At 74.9% G+C, this 14808-nt stretch carries 12 protein-coding genes; 4 read left to right on the top strand and 8 right to left on the bottom strand.

From position 1 onward, the window contains the following. Positions 1-57 precede the first annotated feature (57 nt). Positions 58-1212, bottom strand: a complete 1155-nt coding sequence (locus IE330_RS26570; RefSeq protein ID WP_190138656.1) for an acyl-CoA dehydrogenase family protein — start codon at positions 1210-1212, stop codon at positions 58-60. An 83-nt stretch (positions 1213-1295) separates the two neighbouring features. On the opposite strand from IE330_RS26570, the gene IE330_RS26565 reads away from it, so the two are divergent. After that, positions 1296-1940: a TetR/AcrR family transcriptional regulator gene (locus IE330_RS26565; protein ID WP_190138655.1), complete on the top strand. Its 645-nt coding sequence runs from the start codon at positions 1296-1298 to the stop codon at positions 1938-1940. Between the two features lie 41 nt (positions 1941-1981). On the opposite strand, the gene IE330_RS26560 is transcribed toward IE330_RS26565, so the two are convergent. The 5 genes from IE330_RS26560 to IE330_RS26540 form a co-directional block, all read right to left on the bottom strand. After that, positions 1982-3064, bottom strand: coding sequence for a Zn-dependent alcohol dehydrogenase (locus IE330_RS26560; RefSeq protein ID WP_229925948.1), 1083 nt, complete (start codon positions 3062-3064; stop codon positions 1982-1984). 80 nt (positions 3065-3144) lie between these two features. Continuing rightward, entirely contained in the window at positions 3145-4533 is a 1389-nt protein-coding gene (locus IE330_RS26555; RefSeq protein ID WP_190138653.1) for an aldehyde dehydrogenase family protein, read from the bottom strand. Between the two features lie 51 nt (positions 4534-4584). Then, positions 4585-5742: an MFS transporter gene (locus IE330_RS26550; protein WP_229925947.1), complete on the bottom strand. Its 1158-nt coding sequence runs from the start codon at positions 5740-5742 to the stop codon at positions 4585-4587. A 242-nt stretch (positions 5743-5984) separates the two neighbouring features. Next, entirely contained in the window at positions 5985-7547 is a 1563-nt protein-coding gene (locus tag IE330_RS26545; protein WP_190138651.1) for a CitMHS family transporter, read from the bottom strand. Between the two features lie 135 nt (positions 7548-7682). Then, complete coding sequence (locus IE330_RS26540) at positions 7683-9956, bottom strand: molybdopterin-dependent oxidoreductase (protein WP_190138650.1); 2274 nt, start codon at positions 9954-9956, stop codon at positions 7683-7685. A gap of 431 nt (positions 9957-10387) precedes the next feature. Here IE330_RS26540 and hmgA point away from each other — a divergent pair, with 431 nt between their 5' ends. From hmgA to IE330_RS26525, 3 genes are all read left to right on the top strand, one after another. After that, positions 10388-11722 (top strand): homogentisate 1,2-dioxygenase, encoded by a 1335-nt coding sequence (hmgA, locus tag IE330_RS26535; protein WP_190138649.1) that lies wholly within the window; start codon positions 10388-10390, stop codon positions 11720-11722. A gap of 52 nt (positions 11723-11774) precedes the next feature. Next, entirely contained in the window at positions 11775-12524 is a 750-nt protein-coding gene (locus IE330_RS26530) for a GntR family transcriptional regulator (protein WP_190138648.1), read from the top strand. Positions 12525-12621: 97 nt separating this feature from the next. After that, the gene (locus IE330_RS26525; protein ID WP_190138647.1) at positions 12622-13818 is read left to right on the top strand and encodes a type ISP restriction/modification enzyme; all 1197 of its coding nucleotides are present in this window, start codon (positions 12622-12624) and stop codon (positions 13816-13818) included. Positions 13819-14005: 187 nt separating this feature from the next. Here IE330_RS26525 and IE330_RS26520 read toward each other — a convergent pair whose 3' ends face one another. Both IE330_RS26520 and IE330_RS26515 read right to left on the bottom strand, forming a co-directional pair. Next, a complete protein-coding gene (locus IE330_RS26520) occupies positions 14006-14278 on the bottom strand; it encodes a hypothetical protein (RefSeq protein WP_190138646.1) in 273 nt (90 codons plus the stop codon). Positions 14279-14394: 116 nt separating this feature from the next. Continuing rightward, positions 14395-14808 (bottom strand): anti-sigma factor (locus tag IE330_RS26515; protein WP_190138645.1); only part of this gene is annotated, 414 nt, incomplete at its 5' end.

The raw sequence follows: 14808 nt of genomic DNA, 5'->3' as shown, positions 1-14808 counted from the left end.
CGGGTGAGCAAGCGCTTAGGCAAGTGGCCGGGGGCGCGAGCGGGGCGGCGCCCCCGGTCAGAAGGCCGAGACGCCCGTCAGGGCCCGGCCGATCACGAGCTTCTGGATCTGGCTGGTGCCCTCGTAGAGGGTCATGACGCGGGCGTCGCGCAGGAGCTTGCCGACGGGGTACTCGTCGATGTAGCCGTAGCCGCCGAAGACCTGGAGGGCGTGGTTCGCGGCGCGCACCGCGGCCTCCGACGCGAACAGCTTGGCCTTGGACGACTCGGTGGCGAACGGCAGGCCGCGGTCGACGAGGTCGGCGACCCGCCAGGTGAGCAGCCGGGCCGCGTCCACGTCGACGGCGATGTCGCTGAGCAGCTCCTGGACGAGCTGGTGATGGGCGATGCTCCTGCCGAACTGCTCGCGCTCGGTCGCGTACGCCACCGCCGCGTCGAGGGCCGCCTGGGCGATCCCCACGCACCCCGCGGCCACCGACATCCGCCCCTTGGCGAGGGCCGCCATGGCCACCGAGAACCCCTTGCCCTCGGGTCCCAGCAGGGCGTCGGCGGGCACCCGTACGTCCTCCAGGACGAGTTCGGCCGTGGCCTGGCCGCGCAGGCCGAGCTTGCCGTGCACGGCGCGGCGGGTCAGGCCGGGCGCGTCCGCCGGCACCAGGAAGGCGGAGACGCCCTTGTGCCCCGGGGCGTCGTTGGTGCGCGCGAACAGCAGCACGACGTCGGCCCAGGTGCCGTTCGTGATGAACATCTTGGTGCCGTTGACGGTGTACGTGCCGTCGGTGCCGAGGACGGCCATGGTGGTGAGGTGGGCCGCGTCGGAGCCCGTGCCGGGTTCGGTGAGCCCGAAGCAGCCCAGGAGGGCGCCGGAGGTGAGCCCGGGCAGCCAGCGCCGCTTCTGCTCCTCGGTGCCCCAGGCGGCGACGGACTTCGCCACGAGCCCGAGCGAGACGGAGACGATCCCGCGCACGGACGAGTCGCCCCGGCCGAGCTCCTCGGTGACCAGGCAGTACGCGAGGTGGTCGCCGCCGCTGCCGCCGTACTCCTCGTCGATGGTCAGGCCGAGGAAACCGAGGTCGCCGAGCTTGCGGACGACGGCCCTGTCGACGCTCTCGGCGCGGTCCCAGGCGGCCGCGTACGGGGTCACCTCGCGCGCCACGAAGTCCTTGGCGAGGCGCCGGACGGCGTCCTGCTCCTCGCTGAGCTCCAGGTTCATCGAAGCCTCCCCGCGTACGGAGTGTGGTCAGCAGTTTTTAATTAGCACTGCTAGTTTATGTGGGCAGCCCTACTATGTGCCGCATGGCCCGACCGCGCAAGCCCCTCCTCAGCCGCGACCGCATCGTGGACGCGGCGCGCTCCCTCGTGGACGCCGAGGGGCTCGCCGCGGTCTCCACCCGCCGCCTCGCCGCCGAGCTCGGCGTCAGCGGGCCCTCCCTCTACAACCACTTCGCGACCAAGGACCAGATCCTGGAGGCGGTCGCGGACTCGGTCAGCGCGCAGGTCGACCTGTCGATGTTCGAGGACGGCCGGGACTGGCGCACGGCGCTGCACGACTGGGCCGTCTCCTACCGGGCGGCGCTGACCCGGCACCCGAACATCGTCCCCGTCCTGGCAAGCGGCCCCGGCCGCCGCCCGGCCGGACTCCGGCTCGCGGACGCCGTGTTCGGCGCCATGGTCGACGCGGGCTGGCCCCCGGCGCAGGCCACGTCGATCGGCGCGCTGATGCGGTACTTCATCATGGGCTCGGCGCTCGGGTCCTTCGCGGGCGGCTTCGTCGACGACGAGACGGCGTACGACCCCGCCGACTACCCGCACCTCGGCCAGGCCCACCTCCTCGCGGAGCACCAGCAGCGGGTGGACGAGCGCGCCTTCGAGACCGGGCTGCGGGCGCTGCTCGACGGCCTGGCCCTCCAGTACGAGCGGGTCGCCCTGCACACCGGCTGACCGGGGCCGGGCCGGGGCCCCGGGCCGTCGGAACGCCTGCGTCAGAACACCACCAGGGCCCTGCCGCCCTTGCCCGCCTCCATGTTCGCGAACGCGCCCGGGATGCCCTCCAGGCCGATCCGGTCGGTGACCAGGAGGCCGAGGTCGAGCCGCCCGGCCCGGACGTGCTCGGCGAGCACGGGGACGTCCCGCTCCGGGTGCGTGTTGCCGTACACGCAGCCCGCGAGGGTGCGGCCCCAGTGGAAGATCTCCAGGGCGTTGAAGGTGACCTGCTGGTCCTTGCCGCCGATGCCGACGACCGTCGTACGGCCGCCGCGGCGGGTGGACTCCCAGGCCGTACGGATGGTCACCGCGCGGCCCACGCACTCCACGGCCACGTCGACGCCGTGGCCGCCGGTGCGGGCCCGGACGTCCCGGGCGGTGGTGGCGGACGCGACGACGTAGTCCGTGGCCCCGGCCGCCCTGGCCAGGTGCTCCTTGTCGGGGGACACGTCGACCGCGACCACCTGCGCCGCCCCCGCGATCCGCGCCGCCTGGAGCGCGGCGAGGCCGACGCCGCCGGCCCCGAAGACGGCGACCGTCTCGCCCTCGCGGACGCGCGCCGCGTGGTGCACCGCGCCGTAGCCCGTGAGGACGGCGCAGCCGAGGAGCGCGGCGTCGGTGAGCGGGACCCCGTCCGGGGCGGGCAGGACGCAGTCGGCCGCCACCACCGTCTCCTCGGCGAAGGCGGCCACGTTCAGGCCGGGGTGCAGGCCGGTGCCGTCGGCACGGCGGGCGTACACGGCGCCCGCGCCCGTGAGCGCGGCCTCGCACAGCCAGACCTCGCCGAGGCCGCAGGCGTGGCAGCGGCCGCAGGACGGGGCCCAGTTGAGGACGACGCCGTCGCCGGGCGCGACCCGGGAGACGCCCTCGCCCACGGCCGTCACGGTGCCCGCGCCCTCGTGCCCGAGCACCGCCGGGACCGGGACCCGCATCGTGCCGTTCGTCAGGGACAGGTCGGAGTGGCACACCCCGGCGGCGGCCAGGCGCACCCGCACCTGGCCGGGGCCGGGGTCGGGCAGCTCGATCTCGGTGATCTCCAGCGGAGAGCCGACGGCGGGCAGGACGGCGGCGCGGACCACGATGGCTGTTCCTCCTGGGTGAGGGCGGAAGGGGACACAGGTGGGCGGGGGCGTGCGAGGGGTGCCTGGTTTTCGGTCGGGGGTCAGAACTGGAGGGACTTCGTCTGGAGGTACTCCGCGAGGCCGTGCCGGCCCAGTTCACGGCCGACGCCCGACTGCTTGTAGCCGCCGAAGGGGGCGAGCGGATTGAAGGCGCCGCCGTTGATGTCGACCTGGCCGGTGTCGAGGCGGCGTGCGAAGGCCTCCGCCTCCCCGTCGTCGCCCGCCCACACCGCGCCCGCGAGGCCGTACGCGGTGCCGTTGGCGATGGTCTCGGCCTCGTCCTCGTCCTCGTAGCGCAGCAGGGTGAGGACCGGGCCGAAGATCTCCTCCTGGGCGATGGTCATGTCCGGGGTGACGTCGGCGAAGACGGTGGGGCTCACGTAGTAGCCGCGCTCGCCCGGGGCCTCGGGGCCGCCCGCCACCAGGCGCGCGCCCTCCTCGATGCCCTGGAGGATGTAGCCGCGCACGCGGTCCCGCTGGCGGGCGCTGACCACCGGGCCGATGCGGTCGCCGTACTTGGCCGCGGCGCGGGCGGCGAGGTCGACCGCCTCGTCGTACCGCGACGTGTGGACGAGCATGCGGGTCCAGGCGCTGCACGTCTGGCCGGAGTTGGCCATGACGTTGGCGACGCCGACGTGCACGGCCCTGGCGAGGTCGGCGCTCTCCAGGATGACGTTGGCGGACTTGCCGCCCAGTTCCAGGGCGACGCGCTTGACGGCGGCGCCCGCGATGGCGCCGATCTTCCTGCCGACGGCCGTGGAGCCCGTGAAGGAGACCAGGTCCACGCCGTCGTGCTCGGCGAGCGCCTGGCCCGCGACCGGGCCGCGGCCGGTGACGAGGTTGAACACCCCGGCGGGCACGCCCGCCTCGTGCACGACCTCGGCGAAGAGCTGGGCCGTGAGCGGCGTGTCCTCGGCGGGCTTCAGCACGACGGCGCAACCCGCGGCGAGGGCGGGCGCGACCTTGGCGACGATCTGGTGGAGGGGGTAGTTCCAGGGGGTGATCGCGCCGACGACCCCCACGGGCTCGGCGTACACCGTGGAGTTGCCGACCTTCTCCTCGAAGGGGTACGCGGCCGCAAGCTCCGCGTACGAGCCCGCCACCGCGATCGGCAGGCCCGCGTGCACGGCCTCCGCGAACGGCAGCGGGGCGCCCAGCTCGGCGGCGACCGTGCCGGCGATCTCGTCCTTCCGGGCGGCCAGGCCGTCGCGGACGGCGGCGATCCGCGCGGCCCGGTCCGCCTGCGGCGTCGCCGCCCAGCCGCGCAGGGCCGCGCGGGCGGCACGCACCGCCGCGTCCACGTCGGCGGCGGTGCCCGCCGGGACGTGGGCGATGACCTGCTCGTCGGCCGGGTTCACCACCGGGAGCGTGTCCGGGGTGGCGGCGGGGGTCCACTGCCCCGCGATGTACATGGCGTTGTGGGGCTTCATGGCGCCTAAACTAGCGCCGATAGTTAACGTCCCGCCAGGGTGGGCGCGCGGTCAGCCCGCGCGGACGGCCGCACCCGCCGCCCCCACCAGCAGCACGCCCAGGGTCAGGAACGGTGCCCCCACCCCCGCCACCCCGGTGACCAGGCCCGCCGCGGCCGGAGCCACGACCTGGCCCAGCCGGTTGCCGGTGAGGCGCAGGGCGAGCGCCGTGGAGCGGGCCCCGGCGGGCGCCGCCCGGACCACCGTCGTCATGGACAGGGGCTGGCCGACGCCCAGGCAGAACCCGAGCAGCGTCAGCGTCACGCCGAGCGCCCACACCGGCAGCGGCAGCGCGAGCCCGGCGCACAGCACCCCGGCCAGCAGGCAGGTGCCGACGACGAGGGTCCGCCGCCCGACGAGCCTGATCAGCGGGTCCATCACCAGGCGGCAGGCGATCGTCGCGCCCGCGCGCAGGCTGAGCAGCACGCCGACGGCGGCGGGCGCGACGCCCCGGTGTTCGCCGACGACCGGGAGGTAGGCGGTCAGGACGTCGGTCGCGGACAGCACGGCCAGGCTGATGAAGATCCCCGCGGGTACGCCGCGGGCGCGCAGGATGCGGGACATGGGCGCCTTGGCCGCCTTGCCGCCCTCAGCGGCTTCGACCTCGCCCGCCTCGGCAGCCTTGCTCGCCCTGCCCGCCTCGCCCGCTGGGGCCGATGCGCCCGACGTGCCCGCGGACCGCTGGTGCTCGATCCGCCACAGCGACGTGAACGCCGCCGCCGCGACCCCCGCCGAGACCACCAGGGCCAGGGCGCTGGTGGCGCCGGTGTCGCCGCCGATCAGGGCCCCGGCCGCGAGCGGGCCGACGAGCTGGCCGAGGGAGGCGCCGATGGTGAAGTGGCCGAAGTCGCGGTCCTGTTCGGCGGGTGCCGACTGGCGGGCGACGATGGACTGGGCGCCGATGACGAAGCACAGATGGCCCAGGCCCATCAGCCCGCTGAACGCGGCGAGCGCGCCGAGCGACCCGGCGGTGCCGCTGAGCGCGCAGCCGCCCGCGATGAGGACGACGCCGAGGGGCAGCAGCGGCGCGCACCGCCCGTGGTCGGTACGGCGCCCGAGCGGCACGGCGGCGAAGAGCGGAAGCAGCGCGTACACGCCCGCGATCACGCCGACGGCGCGTTCGTCGGCGCCCAGCGACAGGGCCCGGTACGAGACGGCGGGCCGCGCCATGGACACGGCGCCCTGCGCGCAGCCGAAGGCGATCACCAGCCGCAGCAGCCACCCCCTGCCCGCGGGAAGCCCGGGCCGCCGCGCCGGGGGCCCGTCGGAAGGCGGGGCCTCCGCCGCGCCCACGGCCCCGGCGCCCGTCCCGCCGGAGTGCCGCGCCCCTGCCCCACCGGAGTGCCGCGCCCCTGTCCCGCCGGGGCGCGGCACTCCCGTCCCCCCGGCTCCGCGGGGACGACGTATCCGCATCAGATGACGCCGAAGAGGATCCCGGCCCCCAGGACCACCAGCGAGGTGAGGACCGCCCACTTCACGGTGAACCGCGTGTGGTCGCCGAACTCGACCTTCGCCATGCCCACCAGGACGTACACGGCGGGCACCAGCGGGCTCGACATGTGCAGGGCCTGTCCGGCGATGGAGGCGCGGGCGATCTCGATGGTGGAGACGCCGTGGGCGTTGCCCGCCTCGGCGAGCACGGGCAGGACGCCGAAGTAGAAGCCGTCGTTGGACATGAAGTACGTGAGGGGGATCGAAAGGAGGCCGGTGACCAGGCCCATCTGGCCCCCCATGCCGTCCGGGATGGCGTTCACGAGCCAGTCGGCCATGTGGTCGACCATGCCGGTGCCGGTGAGGACGCCGGTGAAGACGGCGGCGGCGAAGACCATGCCGGTGACGTTGAGGACGTTCTCGGAGTGGGCGGCGATCCGGGCCTTCTGGTCGGGCATGTGCGGGAAGTTGACGGTGAGCGCCAGGGCCGCGCCGAGCAGGAACAGGACCGGGATCGGCAGCCACTCCATGATCATGGCGGTGAGCAGCAGGACGGTGAGGCCCGCGTTGAACCAGTAGAGCTTGGGGCGCAGGGTGGGCCGGTGGGGGTCGAGGCCCTGGAAGCCGTCGTCGTCCACGGCGTCGGCTCCCGAGCCGGAGCCGGAGCCGGAGCCGGAGTCGGCGTCGGAGCCGGTCGTCGCCTCCGCGCCGGAGCCGGACGAGAGCTTCGCGCCGGACCCGGGCGAGGCCTTCGCGCCGGAGCCGGACGAGACCTCCGCGCCCCCGGCGCCCGCCGCGCGCCCGGCGCCCGCCGTACCGCCGCCCTTGACGAAGCTGACCCGTCCCGCGCGGGCGCCCTGGCCGCCCGCGCCGGCGAGCACCGGCTCGTCCGCGGCCGTCCCGCGCTCCAGGACCTCGTCGAGCGAGAGCACTCCGAGCCGCCTGCGCTCGCGCAGGCCGAGGACGTACGCGAGGACGAACACGGCGACGAGGCCGACCGCGAGCGCCGGGATCATCGGCACGAAGATGTCGGAGGCGTCGACCTTGAGCGCGGTGGCCGCGCGGGCCGTGGGGCCGCCCCAGGGCAGGGTGTTCATCACGCCGTTGGCGGTGGCCGCGACGCCCGTCATCACGACGAGGCTCATCTTGAGGCGCTTGTACAGCGGGTACATCGCCGACACCGTGATCATGAAGGTGGTGGAGCCGTCGCCGTCCAGCGAGACGATCGCGGCGAGCACGGCGGTGCCGACGACGACGCGCATCGGGTCCGCCTTGCAGAACCGCAGGATGGAGCGGACGACCGGGTCGAAGAGGCCGACGTCGATCATGACGCCGAAGTACACGATGGCGAACATGAGCATCGCCGCCGTGGGCGCGAGGTTGCCGACGCCTTCGATGACGTAGTCGCCGAGGTGGGCGGCCTTGCCCACGAGGACGCAGAAGAACGCGGGGATCAGCACCAGCGCCGCGATGGGCGACATCTTCTTCATCATGATCAGCACCAGGAAGGTGGCGATCATGACGAATCCGAGGATTGTCAGCATGGGGGCTACCTATCGTTCACCATCGAACTGCCACCAGGTCTGGCGGTCCGGACGACGGTAGGACCCGCTTTCCCGCGTTAACAAGGTGTTGACGCGTGAGCAATAAGCGCAGAACTCCAGGTCAACGCGGTACGGCTAGGACGGCGTCGCGGCGGGCGCCGCCGCGAGGGGCGCGACGGTCACGGGGAAGCCGTTGAGCACCGCCGTGCCGGAGAGCGGATCGAGGAGGCTGCCGTCGAGGAGCTGGTTGACGTTGGCCCCGGGATCCTCGCCCGCGACGCCGAGCCGGGTGCCGGGGCGGTCGTGGCCCCAGCCGTGCGGCAGGCTCACCACGCCCGGGCGCACCGTGTCCGTCACCTCCACGGCCACCGCGAGCCCGCCCCCGGCGGCCGTCACGCGCGCCGCCGCCCCGTCGGCGAGGCCGAGGCGGTCCGCGTCCTCGGGGTGGACGTGCAGGGTGCAGCGGTTGGTGCCGCCGGTGAGCGGCCGGACGTTGTGCATCCAACTGTTGTTGGAGCGCAGATGGCGGCGGCCGACGAGGACGAGGGCGGCCGGGGCCGCGTCCAGCGCGCGGGCGAGGCGCGGCAGATCGGCGGCGATCGGCTCCGGGAACAGCTCGATCCGGCCGCTGCGGGTCTTGAGCACCTCCGGTACGCGCGGCGCCAGCGGGCCGAGGTCGATGCCGTGCGGGTGCTCCAGGAGGCGGGCGAGGGTCAGCCCGTCCGGGTCGGCGCCGAAGCCGTCGCCGTAGGGGCCGAGGCGCAGCATCATGTCCAGGCGCCGCTCGGGGCCGCTCTCCCCGGTCAGGAGCGCGGCGAGCTCCCGGGGGTCGCGGCCGTGCACGCGGGCGCCCGGGTCGGCGACGGCCTTGCCGAGGGTGCTGTCGACGACCAGGGCGTCCACCGTGGCGGGGTCGGCGCCGTGCGCGCCGGTGGCGGCGAGCACGAGCCGGGCGAGGATCTCCGTCTCGGCCATCCGGCCGTCCTGGAGGGGGACGGCGGCGCGGGTGTAGCGGACCTGGTTGCGCACGGCCAGGGCGTTGAAGGCGAAGTCGTAGTGGGGGCTCTGGGCGGGCGGGGGCGGCGGGAGCACGACGTGCGCGTGGCGTGAGGTCTCGTTCAGGTACGGGTCGACGCTCACCATGAAGTCCAGGGAGGCCAGGGCCTTGTCGAGGCGGTCGCCGTCGGGCGCGGAGAGCACCGGGTTGGCGGCCACGACGACCAGGGCGCGGATCGGGCTGTCGCCCAGGCCGCTGTCCGGCACCCGGGGCGGGGTGTCGATCTCCTCGGCGAGCGCGGCCAGGGGCAGCTCCCCCTTGGCCTCGGGGTGGCCGCCCACCCGGCTGCGCCAGCGGCCGAGCGCGAAGCCGCGGCCGGGCCCTGCGGGGCGCGGGGCCCTGCCGGTGGCGGAGAGCGGGAACATGGCGCCGCCGGGCCGGTCGAGGTTGCCGGTGAGGACGTTCAGTACGTCGACGAGCCAGCAGGTCAGCGTGCCCAGCGAGACGGTGCTGGCGCCGACGCGGCCGTAGACGGCGGCGGTGGGCGCGTCGGCCAGCTCGCGGGCGAGCGTCCGGATCGTCGCCGCGGGCACGTCACAGGCGTCGGCCACGGCCTCCGGGGTGACGTCCCGCAGCGCCGCGCCCACGTCGGCCACGCCGGTGACGTGGCCGGCGAGGCGGCCGGGGTCGACGCGGCCTTCGGCGAAGAGGACCTGGACCAGCGCGGCGAGCAGCAGCGCGTCCGTGCCGGGCCGGATCGCCAGGTGCCGGTCGGCGAGGCGCGCGGTGCGGGTGCGGCGCGGGTCGACGACGGTGAGCGTCCCGCCCCGGGCGCGCAGCGCCTTGAGCCGGCCGGGGAAGTCGGGGGCGGTGCACAGGCTGCCGTTGGAGTCCAGGGGGTTGGCGCCGAGCATCAGCAGGTGGTCGGTGCGGTCCAGGTCCGGCACGGGGACGGCCAGCGCGTCGCCGAAGAGCAGGCCGCTGGAGACGTGCTTGGGCATCTGGTCGACGGTGCTCGCGGTGAACAGGCTGCGGGTGCCGAGGCCGCCGAGCAGCACGGGCGGGTACAGGGCGCCCGCCATGGTGTGCACGTTCGGGTTGCCGAGGACGACGCCGACAGCGCCGGGCCCGTACCGGTCGACGACCGGGCGCAGCCCGGCCGCGACGGCGTCGAACGCCTCGTCCCAGCCCGCCTCCACCAGGCGTCCGCCGCGGCGGACGAGGGGTCGGGCGAGCCGGTCCGGGTCGGCGTCGGCCGCGCCGAAGGCGGCGCCCTTGGGGCAGAGGAAGCCCTTGCTGAAGACGTCGTCCGCGTCGCCGCGCGCGCCGGTCACGCGCGCCCCCTCGACGGTGAGCGTGAGCCCGCAGGTGGCTTCGCAGAACGGGCAGATGCGCGGGGCGGTGCGGGTCATGGGCCCTCCCGGGGCGGCGGGCGGCGCGCGCTCGGCGCGCGGGACGCGGGACGCGGTGTGCGACGGGGCTGCGCGGGTTCTCGGAGACGCGGGGCGACGCAGGGTTCTCGGTGAGCGGGGCAGGAAGCGGGCTTCTCGGTGCCGCGGGTACGCGGCTCGCGCACCACGGGTACGCGGATCACGGATACGTGGCGTGCGGCACGCCCTAGCATACCGACCGGTATGCATGACGCCAGGGGCCATCCCCCCCCCCGCAAGGCCCTGCGGGGCCCGCGCCACCCCCGGCGGGTGCCCCCGACCCCCCGCGAACCCCGAAGGGCCGTTCGCATTTCACCGTTTCCCCTTGCGCTCGGAAATCCCGAATCCTACGGTGTCCCATAGGAATCATTGGCGAGGGTGCCGGCGTGGGCCGGGGAGTCGAGGGAGCTGTCATGAGTGGGGAGCACTCCAGGAACGACGCGCGCAAGACCGCCGAAGCGCTCGGCTACCTGACGGGGTTCGGCAACGAGCACAGCTCCGAGGCGGTCCCCGGCGCCCTGCCGCAGGGCCGCAACGCGCCGCAGCGCGCCCCCCTCGGGCTGTACGCGGAGCAGCTCAGCGGCACCGCGTTCACCGAGCCCCGCGCGCACAACCGGCGCTCGTGGCTGTACCGCATCCGCCCCTCGGCGGCGCACCCGCCGTTCGCCCGGACCGGCAACGGCGCCCTGCGCACGGCCCCGTTCACCGAGACCGTGCCCGACCCCAACCGGCTGCGGTGGGACCCGCTGCCGGAGCCGGCGCCCGGCACCGACTGGCTCGCGGGCCTGTGGACTCTCGGCGGCAACGGCGACGCCACGCAGCGCACGGGCATGGCGGTGCACCTGTACCACGCGAACGCCTCCATGGAGCGGGTGTTCAGCGACGCCGACGGCGAGCTGCTGATCGTGCCCGAGCGCGGCGGCCTGCTGCTGCGCACGGAGCTGGGCCTGCTGCACGCCGAGCCCGGCCACGTCGCGCTGGTCCCGCGGGGCGTCCGCTTCCGCGTCGAACTGCTCGACGACAGCGCCCGCGGCTACGTGTGCGAGAACTACGGCGCGGCCTTCCAGCTCCCCGACCTCGGCCCGATCGGCGCCAACGGCCTGGCCAACGCCCGCGACTTCCAGGCGCCGGTGGCCGCGTACGAGGACGTCGAGGGCCCCGTCGAGGTCGTGAACAAGTTCTGCGGCAACCTGTGGTCGGCGACGTACGACCACTCGCCGCTCGACGTCGTCGCCTGGCACGGCAACCACGTGCCGTACGTCTACGACCTGCGCCGCTTCAACGTCATCGGCTCGATCTCCTACGACCACCCGGACCCGTCGATCTTCACCGTGCTCACCTCGCCGTCGGACACCCCGGGCCTGGCGGGCGTGGACTTCGTCGTGTTCGCGCCCCGCTGGCTGGTCGGCGAGGACACCTTCCGGCCGCCGTACTTCCACCGGAACGTGATGAGCGAGTACATGGGCCTGATCGAGGGCGCGTACGACGCCAAGGCCGCCGGGAAGGGCGGCTTCGTGCCCGGCGGCGGCTCGCTGCACAACATGATGTCCGCGCACGGCCCCGACCGGGAGACCTTCGAGAAGGCCAGCGCCGCCGAGCTGAAGCCGCAGAAGATCGACGACGGCCTCGCGTTCATGTTCGAGACCCGCTGGCCCGTCACCGCCACCGCGCAGGCGGCGGAGGCCGACCACCTGCAGCGGTCGTACGACGACGTGTGGCAGGGTCTGGAGCGTCATTTCCGGCCGTAGTACCCCCACTTCCGGCCGCCGGCCACATCGTGACGGAAGTACGGAGTTCCCTGTGACCGCGTTCGCCCCGGACTCGATCGTGCTGAACCGGAAGCTGCCGCTCTGGTATCAGGTGTCGCAGTCGTTGCGCGCCTCGATACTCGGGCGCACCCCGGACGCCCCGCTGCGCCTGCCCACCGAGGAGCAGTTGGCGGGGCACTACGGCGTCAGCGTGCTCACCATGCGCCAGGCCCTCAAGGAGCTGGAGGACGAGGGCCTGATCAGCAGGCACCGGCGGCGCGGCACGTTCATCGAGCCGCACGCCCGGCGCGGCTCGCCGGTCCGCCTGCTCGGCTCGGTCGACGCGATCGTGGCGCAGCAGTCCGGCATGGACACCAAGCTGCTGTCCCACGGCCGCGAGCCGGTCCCCGCCGACCTCGCCGAGTTCTTCCCCGACCTCACCGAGGTGGCCACGTACCACCGGCTGCGCAGCGACGCCACGACCGGGGAGCCGACCAACCACGCCCGCAACCACGTGCGCCCCGACCTCGCCCCCCGCATCGACCCCGCCGACCTGGAGCGCTGGCCGATGACGAAGGTCCTGCGCGACGTGGTGGGCGTGGCCATCTCGCGCATCACCGACACGGTCGAGGCGCGCCTCGCCGACCCGGAGACGGCACGGCTGCTCGAAGTGCCGCTGCTCAGTCCGATCCTGCACTACACGGGCATCACGTACGACGCCGAGGGGCGGGCGCTGGACGTGGCCCGCATCCTGTACCGCGGCGACCGGTTCTCCTTCACGGTGACGCTCGACGCCACCTGAACCCGGCCGCCGTGCCCCGTCGGGCCCCGCCGGGGCCGCCCCTCGGGGCCCCGGCTCCCGGCAACGGCTCCTCGGCCGCTCGCCGCGCCGTCGTACGATGCCGGGCGTGACGTACGACGACGCGCCGCCGCTCGCCGATCTCATGCCGTGGTCCGTCGCGCCGCTCAGACCCGGCCGCGCCTGGCCGATGGGGCCCGACGCCGCGTCCCTCAAGGCCCGTTGGGCCGCCTTCGTGCGCGCCGGCCCCGCCGAGCGCGAGGCGCTGTTCCAGCCCACGCGGGCCCGCACCCTGACCACCCCGGTGGCGCAGCTCCCCGGGTGCGGCGGCGGCACGGGCCGGCTCGCGCGGGAACACGGACCGTGCCCGGAACCCGTCCGGGTGGGGCACGGCCCCTTCGACGAGCAGTGGCTGATACCCGACCACCGCCTCCTCGACGTGGCCCGCCCCGAGCTGTGGCGGGTGGCCGGCGAGGGCCAGCTCTTCCTCACCGAGCAGGGCCACGTCGCCGACGCCGGGGCCGGTCCCGCGGTGCTGGCCTCCGCCGTCCTGCCCGACGGCCGCTCCCCCGCCGGGCGGCCCGGCCGGATCCGGCCGCTCTACCGGCGCCCGGGCGCGGTCGAACCGAACGTCGCGCCGGGCCTGCTCGCCCACCTCACGCGGCGGTACGGGGCGGACGTCGCCCCGGAGGATTTTCTGGCCTGGGTGCTCGTCGCGGCGCGGTCCACGCCCTCGGGGTGCGTCGTCCCGCTGGCGGCCACGGCCGGGGCGTGGGCGCGCGGCCTCGAGCTCGGCCGGCGGGTGCTCCGGCTGCACCTGCGGGGAGGTTCCGGGGAGCGGCCGAAGCTGCCCGGCGGGCGGCGGCCGTACGTCCGGGCGCCGCTGCCGTCGTGGCCCACCGGCCTCACCTACGACGCCGAGGACGAGACCCTGCACGTCGGCACGGGCGGCGTCATCGCGCCGGTGCCCGCCGGGGCGTGGGACTTCCAAGTCGGCGGGGTGCGGGTGGTCGAGCTGTGGTTCGCGCGCCGGACCGCCGCGGCGGAGCCGGGCACCCTGGAGGCCATCGGGCCGGCCGCCTGGCCGCAGGCGTGGACCTCGCAGCTCCTGGAGCTGATCACCGTCCTGGCGCTGCTCGCGGAGGTGCCGCCGCTCTCGCTGGACGCCGAGCCCCTGCTGACCGCGGGGGAGCTGCGTGCGGCGGGCGTGCTGCCCGTACCGGCGTCGGCCCGTCGTCCGGCTTCCGTCCTCGACCATCACGAGGAAGGGCCCGAGGGGCAGTTCGCCCTGCTGTGACCGGCGCCCGCGGCCGTGGCGGCCGGACGCTCACGGCCGCGGTGGCGCAACGTCCACGGCCCGCGTCGGGCGCGGGCCGTTCAGGTACCGGGGAGTCGTCGCTCGCCCGCCGCGTGCCGGGTGCGGCGGCGGGGGAAGAAAGAGGCGCGGACGCCCCAGGGCGTGCCGGAGGCGACCGCGCCCGAGGTCAGTGACCGCCGCCGAACAGCGTACGACGCAGTCGGCGCAGCGGTGCGAACAGCGAGACGCGGCCCACCTGGGCCCGCCTGCCGCCCCGCTGGTGCGCGGCGTCACGCGAGGTGAGCTCGCGCATCAGCAGCGTGGCCTCGGCCGCCTCGCGCTGCGGGACGGCAGGGCCGCCCAGCACCGAGAGATGACGGTCGAGACGCGAACTGCTCGCGCCGCTCCCACAAGTGATCGCAGGGACCCTCGCCCTGCTGCGCACTGTTATCTGTTCCATGTCACTCCCCACCCGTACGAGGGCACCCGGCCCAGGGCAGGTTAACCCTATCGCCCCACCCTCACACTCGTGTATCCCGGTGGCGGGATTCACCTTCCTCTCAAGGAGGTTGACGGTCACTCTCCGAATCCAACTGATTCCAGGGCGAGTTGGACGACCGGCCTGGTGGTGGGCTGCGTGGAGCCGCCATCCGGTTCGATGGTGACGCTCAGTGAGCCGGCGCGGGGGGTGAGGCCCCCGGCGACCACGGGCGTTTCGCCATCCAGCAGCCCGAGCGACCGGGGTGCGCCCCCGGCGCGCGTCACCCACAGTTGATGCGCGCGCCCCTTCGGCGGCCGGCCCAGGCCCGTGACGCTCACCACGGCGCGGCCCCGGGCACGGGAGGCGACCACGCCGATGCCCCGCCCGCGGGCGTCCTTGCGGCTGCTCGCGCGGGCGTCGGGCGCGGCCAGGACGTGGGCGATCTCACACTCGGCGGCGCGCTCGTCGGCGAGGACGTCGTCGGTGAGGACCAGCGCGACCTCGGCGGC

The sequence above is a fragment of the Streptomyces longispororuber genome, assembly GCF_014656095.1.
GTDB classification, from domain to species: Bacteria; Actinomycetota; Actinomycetes; order Streptomycetales; family Streptomycetaceae; genus Streptomyces; species Streptomyces longispororuber.
The sequence above is the reverse complement of the archived record's forward strand: the minus strand, read 5'-3'. Positions and strand labels throughout refer to the sequence as shown.

Coding starts and splice junctions, on each gene's coding strand:
- IE330_RS26570 (WP_190138656.1), bottom strand. CDS start 1,212: ATGAACCTGGAGCTCAGCGAGGAGCAGGACGCCGTCCGGCGCCTCGCC.
- IE330_RS26565 (WP_190138655.1), top strand. CDS start 1,296: ATGGCCCGACCGCGCAAGCCCCTCCTCAGCCGCGACCGCATCGTGGAC.
- IE330_RS26555 (WP_190138653.1), bottom strand. CDS start 4,533: ATGAAGCCCCACAACGCCATGTACATCGCGGGGCAGTGGACCCCCGCC.
- IE330_RS26550 (WP_229925947.1), bottom strand. CDS start 5,742: ATGGCGCGGCCCGCCGTCTCGTACCGGGCCCTGTCGCTGGGCGCCGAC.
- IE330_RS26545 (WP_190138651.1), bottom strand. CDS start 7,547: ATGCTGACAATCCTCGGATTCGTCATGATCGCCACCTTCCTGGTGCTG.
- IE330_RS26540 (WP_190138650.1), bottom strand. CDS start 9,956: ATGACCCGCACCGCCCCGCGCATCTGCCCGTTCTGCGAAGCCACCTGC.
- hmgA (WP_190138649.1), top strand. CDS start 10,388: ATGAGTGGGGAGCACTCCAGGAACGACGCGCGCAAGACCGCCGAAGCG.
- IE330_RS26525 (WP_190138647.1), top strand. CDS start 12,622: ATGCCGGGCGTGACGTACGACGACGCGCCGCCGCTCGCCGATCTCATG.
- IE330_RS26520 (WP_190138646.1), bottom strand. CDS start 14,278: ATGGAACAGATAACAGTGCGCAGCAGGGCGAGGGTCCCTGCGATCACT.